This window comes from Pseudorhodoferax aquiterrae (assembly GCF_014652235.1).
Classification (GTDB): Bacteria; Pseudomonadota; Gammaproteobacteria; order Burkholderiales; family Burkholderiaceae_C; genus Pseudorhodoferax; species Pseudorhodoferax aquiterrae.
In genome coordinates, this window is the sequence record NZ_BMYK01000067.1 from 1 (window position 1) to 5,088 (window position 5,088).

The 5,088-nt window shown below is 72.5% G+C and carries 5 protein-coding genes; all 5 read left to right on the top strand.

Annotated elements, in window-relative coordinates:
* The first annotated feature begins 93 nt into the window (after positions 1 to 93).
* Genes IE209_RS33430 through cobW form a run of 5 tightly spaced genes read left to right on the top strand, consistent with a single transcriptional unit; the run spans position 94 to position 4,822 of the window.
* The gene (locus tag IE209_RS33430) at positions 94 to 1,005 is read left to right on the top strand and encodes an ABC transporter substrate-binding protein (protein ID WP_189691170.1); all 912 of its coding nucleotides are present in this window, start codon (positions 94 to 96) and stop codon (positions 1,003 to 1,005) included.
* Positions 987 to 1,994 (top strand): FecCD family ABC transporter permease, encoded by a 1,008-nt coding sequence (locus tag IE209_RS33435; protein WP_189691171.1) that lies wholly within the window; start codon positions 987 to 989, stop codon positions 1,992 to 1,994. Before IE209_RS33430 ends, IE209_RS33435 begins: the two co-directional genes overlap by 19 nt.
* Entirely contained in the window at positions 1,991 to 2,761 is a 771-nt protein-coding gene (locus tag IE209_RS33440; RefSeq protein ID WP_189691172.1) for an ABC transporter ATP-binding protein, read from the top strand. The genes IE209_RS33435 and IE209_RS33440 overlap by 4 nt, the downstream gene beginning before the upstream one ends.
* Positions 2,751 to 3,755: an LLM class flavin-dependent oxidoreductase gene (locus IE209_RS33445; RefSeq protein ID WP_189691173.1), complete on the top strand. Its 1,005-nt coding sequence runs from the start codon at positions 2,751 to 2,753 to the stop codon at positions 3,753 to 3,755. The genes IE209_RS33440 and IE209_RS33445 overlap by 11 nt, the downstream gene beginning before the upstream one ends.
* A 23-nt stretch (positions 3,756 to 3,778) precedes the next feature.
* On the top strand, positions 3,779 to 4,822 hold the full coding sequence (cobW, locus tag IE209_RS33450) for a cobalamin biosynthesis protein CobW (RefSeq protein ID WP_189691174.1): 1,044 nt from the start codon (positions 3,779 to 3,781) through the stop codon (positions 4,820 to 4,822).
* The last annotated feature ends 266 nt before the right edge of the window (positions 4,823 to 5,088 follow it).

Below are 5,088 nucleotides of genomic sequence, written 5' to 3' on the forward strand. Positions count from 1 at the left end.
ACTTTCTTTCGTTTCGCCGAAAGAAAGTCACCAAAGAAAGGGCGACCCCGGGGCGCGGGGTCACACACGGGCCATCGCTGCGCTCGGCCCAGCATGACTGAGACGGCCTTGTCATCGACTGCGCGCCGCGTCCTCCTGCGCCGTTGCGCTGCCGGCAGCCTGGCGCTTGCCGGCCTGCCCGCAGTCGCAGCCCCCACGGTGCTGCACGACGCCCTCGGCCGCCGCGTGGTGCTGCCCGCGCCGCCGCAGCGCATCGTGACCATCTTCTCGTCCAACACCGAGCTCGTGGTGTCGCTCGGCATGCTGGACCGCATCGTGGGCGTGGAGGACTTCACGCGCTTTCCGCCCGAGGTGCAGCGCATCGCCAAGGTCGGTGGCCGGCTCGGTTTCTCGGCCGACGCGGTGGTGGCGCAAAGGCCCGACCTCGTCATCGTCACGCCCGCGCGCCAGGCCGCGCACCAGCTCGTCGCGCCCATGGAGCGCATCGGCGTGCCCATCCTCGTGCTGCTGAGCCGCTCGCTGGACGAGGTGCTGGGCAATGTGCGCCTGATTGCGCAGGCCGGCGGTGTGCCCGACCGTGGCGAGGCCCTGGCCACCCGCCTGCAGAACAGGCTCGCCCAGGTCGATGCCCATGTGGCTGGGCGCACACCGCCACGCATGCTCATGCTCACCGGCCGCCTGGGCAACGGCATGCTGCTCGTGGCGCGCGACCATACCTACACGGGCGAAGCCATGCTGCGCGCGGGCGGCCGCTTTGCGCTGGCCGGCGCTGGCGCCGTGCCCCAGGTCTCGCCCGAGGCCGTGCTCGCGGCCGATCCCGATGTGCTGCTGTTCGCGGGCACCGAGCAGGCGCTGCGCGACCTCGCGTCCCAGCCTGGCTGGCGCGACATGCGCGCCGTGCGGGCAGGGCGCGCCGTCACGGTGGCGCGCTCCGAATTCCTGATCCCTGGCCCGCGCACGGTCGATGGCGTGGAGAAGCTCGCGCAATGGCTGCATCCCGCGTGATCGCCTGGCGTGCTTGGGGTGGGGCCTGGGCCCTGCTGGCGCTGTGCCTGCTGCTGGGCGCCTGCGCCGGCCACCAGTGGGCCAGCCCGGCCGATGTCTGGCGCGCGGTGCTCGGCGACGAGGCATTGCGCAGCCGCTTGCTGTTCGAGTGGCGGCTGCCGCGCGTGCTGGCCTCGGCCCTGGTCGGCGCGCTGCTGGGCCTGTCGGGCACGGTGTTCCAGGGCGTGTTCCGCAATCCGCTGGCTGAGCCCTACCTGCTCGGCGCATCGGGTGGCGCGGCGCTTGGCGCCACCGTCGCGCTGCTGGTGCCGCTGGGCCTGCCGCAGGCGCTCACGCTGTCCGCGCTGGCCTTCTTCGGCGCCTGGGGCGCGACGCTGCTGGTGCTGGGCGTGGCGCGCGTGGCCGGCGCGCTGGATGCTGCAGGCCTGCTGCTGGCCGGCGTGGCGCTGGCGGCCGTGCTGGGCGCCGTGCGCTCCTTCCTGATGCTGGCGCTGTCCGACGAGACCGTGAGCCTGCAGGTCGTCATGAGCTGGGTGCTGGGCGGCATCCAGACGCCAAGCTGGGCCGGCCTCGGCCTGCTCGCGCTGATCACCGTGGCCTGCCTGGCCGCCACGCGGACCATCGCGCGCGGGCTGGACCTGCTGGGCCTGGGCAACCAGGCGGCCCAGGGCTTCGGCCTGGACGTGGCGCGCTTCGTGCCGCGCGCCGTGCTCGTGGGCGCGCTCGTGGTGGCCGCTGCGGTGGCTTATGGCGGCCTCGTGGCCTTCGTGGGCCTGGCCGCACCGCACATCGCGCGCTGGATGGTGGGGCCGCTGCACCGAAGGCTGTTGCCGGCCTCCGCGCTGGTGGGCGCCATCGTCGTGACCGTGGCCGACGCCATCGCACGCTCGGCGCTGCCGCCGGCCGAGGTGCCGCTGGGCCTCATCACGGCCGTGGCCGGCGGGCCGTTCTTCATCGTGCTGCTGGCGCGGCGCCTGAGATCCGTATGAGCACATCCGCACCGCGCCTGCAGGCGCAAGGTCTCACGCTGTGCCGGCGCGGCCGCGCCGTGGTCGATGCCGTGGGCCTCGCGCTGCCCGCGCTCGGTGCCGTGGCCCTGGTCGGGCCGAACGGCGCCGGCAAGTCCACGCTGCTGTCGCTGCTGGCCGGGCTGCTCGCCCCGCAGGCCGGCCGCGTGCTGCTGGACGGTGCGGACCTGGCGGCCATGCCCGTGCCTTGCCGTGCCCGCGCGATCGGCTACATGCCCCAGCATTTCGCGCCGCATTGGGACCTGCGCGTGGACGAGCTCGTGTCCATGCGGCTCGAAGGCCAGCAGTCGGCGCTGGACGCCGGCGCCGTGCTGGAACAGGCCGGCCTGTCGGCCTTCGCCGCGCGGCACTGGTCCACGCTCTCGGGCGGCGAGCAGGCCCGCGCGCTGCTCGCCACCGTGCTGGCCACCGACCCGCCCGTGCTGCTGGCCGACGAACCCGGGGCGGCGCTGGACGTGCGCCACCGGCTGGCGCTCGTCGAAGCATTGGCCGCACGCGGGCGCGAGCGCCTGGTCGTGGTCGCCATGCACGACCTGGATCTCGCGTTCCAGCACTTCGAACGCGTCGTCGTGCTGGACCGGGGCCGCATTGCGCTGGACGGTGGTGCCCACTTGCTGCACGCCAGCGCGCTCGACGCCGTGTTCGGCGTGCGCTTCGAGCGCGTGGCCGTGCCACCGCACACGCTGTTGCGCGCGCACCGCTTGCAAGGGGCTGCGCATGCGGATTGACCTGGCCGGCTGGACGCGCGAGGCCACCTGCGGCGACCACCGCGCCTTCGCCCGGCTGTTCGAGCGCGCCGAGCAACTGGGCTTCGACGGTGTCTGGTTCAACGAATTCCGCCTGCCCGAGACGCCCTGGCCGTACCCCGCGCCGCTGCTGCTGGCCGCGGCCCTGCTCGCGCGCACGGAGCGGCTGCGTGTGGGCACCTCGGTGCTGGTGCTGCCCTTGCACCACCCGCTGCTGCTGGCCGAGGAGATCGCCCAGGTCGATTTCCAGAGCGCGGGCCGGCTCGACGTGGGCATCGGCCGCGGCACCGAGCCGGCCGCACTGCAGGCGCTGCAGATCGCGCCCGAGGCCACGCGCGAGCGCTTCGAGCAGTCCTGCCGCATGCTGCGCCAGGCGCTGCGCGGCGAGGCCTTGCCGGCCGGGCAGGGCGCCTGGACCTTTGCGGCACGCGCGGCCATGGCGCCTGCAGTGCAGCGGCCGCACCCGCCCCTCTATGTCGCAGGTTCCACGGCCGAGACGCTGGGCTTTGCGCTGGCCGAGGATCTGCCGTTGCTGCTGAGCCTGGAGCCGCCCGAGGGCGTCCAGCTGGCCCGGCTGCACGAAGCGGCCGCAGCGCAGGGCCGTGACGCTGCCGCGCTGCAGACACGCTCCTCGCTGGCCCGCTACGTCTGCATCGGCCATGACGACGCCGCAGTTGCCGGGCAGCTCGCCACGCTGTGGCCGCAGCTGTACCAGCGTCGCGTCTACTTCGCGGGCAAGCGCGGCGTGCCCGCGGACCAGGTGCCGCCCATCGACACCGACCGCGTGCTGCGCGAGCAGTTCATCCACGGCACGCCCGAAGCCTGCCATGCCCAGATCGCCGCGCTGCACGCGCGCACCGGCATCGCCCACCTGCGCTGTGTCTTCAACGCCAACGGCCTGTGGACCAACGCCCAGGCCCTGGACGCCATGGCCTTGTTCGCCCGCGAGGTGCTGCCCGCACTGCGCACCCTCTGACATCCCTTCTGGAGAAGCTTCCCATGCAAAAGATCCCCGCCACCATCGTCACCGGCTTCCTGGGCAGCGGCAAGACCACGCTGCTGCGCCACATCCTGGACAACGCCGCCGGCCGGCGCATCGCCGTGATCGTCAATGAGTTCGGCGAACTCGGCATCGACGGCGAGATCCTCAAGGGCTGCGGCATCGGCTGCGACGAGGATGGACAGGCGCAGGAGGGCGCGCTCTACGAGCTGGCCAACGGCTGCATGTGCTGCACGGTGCAGGAGGAGTTCTTTCCGGTCATGCAGGCGCTGGCCGAACGCCGTGACCGCATCGACGCCGTGCTGATCGAGACCAGCGGCCTGGCGCTGCCCAAGCCGCTGGTGCAGGCCTTCCAGTGGCCTGAGATCGCCAACGTGTTCACGGTGGACGCCGTGGTCACCGTGGTCGACACGCCCGCCGCCGACGCCGGCCAGTTCGCCGCCGACCCCGTGGCCGTGGACGCACAGCGCCGCGCCGATCCCAACCTCGACCACGCATCGCCCTTGCACGAGCTGTTCGAAGACCAGCTCTCGGCGGCCGACCTCGTGGTGCTCAACAAGACCGACCTCGTGGACGCCGCCGCCGTCGAACGCGTGACCGCCCTGGTGCGCGAGGAGCTGCCGCCCGCCGTCAAGGTCGTGCAGTCGGCGCAGGGCAGGTTGCCGCTGGATTTGCTGCTGGGCCTGGCCAAGGCGTCCGAGACCACCATCGATGCGCGCGAGAGCCACCACGACCACGAGGAAGACCATGACCACGACGAGTTCGACGCCCATGTGATCGAACTGCCGGCCGTGGACCGCGAGCGCCTGCTGGCCGCGCTGGCACGGCTGGTGGAGCAGCAGACCATCCTGCGCGTGAAGGGCTTTGCCGAGATCCCGGGCAAGCCCATGCGCTGGCTGCTGCAGGGCGTGGGGCGCCGCTTCGACCACCACTTCGACCGCGCCTGGCGCAAGGACGAGAAGCGCGGCACGCGGCTGGTGTTCATTGGGCAGGATCTGGACGAGGCCGCGCTGCGTGCGGGATTGGCTGGCGTCGAAGCGTGAGATGACGTCGCCCGACTCCATCAAGGGCCGAGCGCAGCGACGGCCCGAGCCCCAGGCCGAGCGCAGCGATGGCCCGTGTGGGACTTTCCCCTGTGCCCCTGCCGAGGAGCGCAGTGCCATGGGCTGCGCGGGGAACCACGCGCTTCAACATCTGACTCATTGCGCTTGTCCGAGCGCAGTGAACGCAGTGAACGCAGCGAGTTGCGCAATGCAGCCCATGGCGCGAGCACCGCAGGTTGCCCGGAGCGCCAGCGGAGGGACAGGGG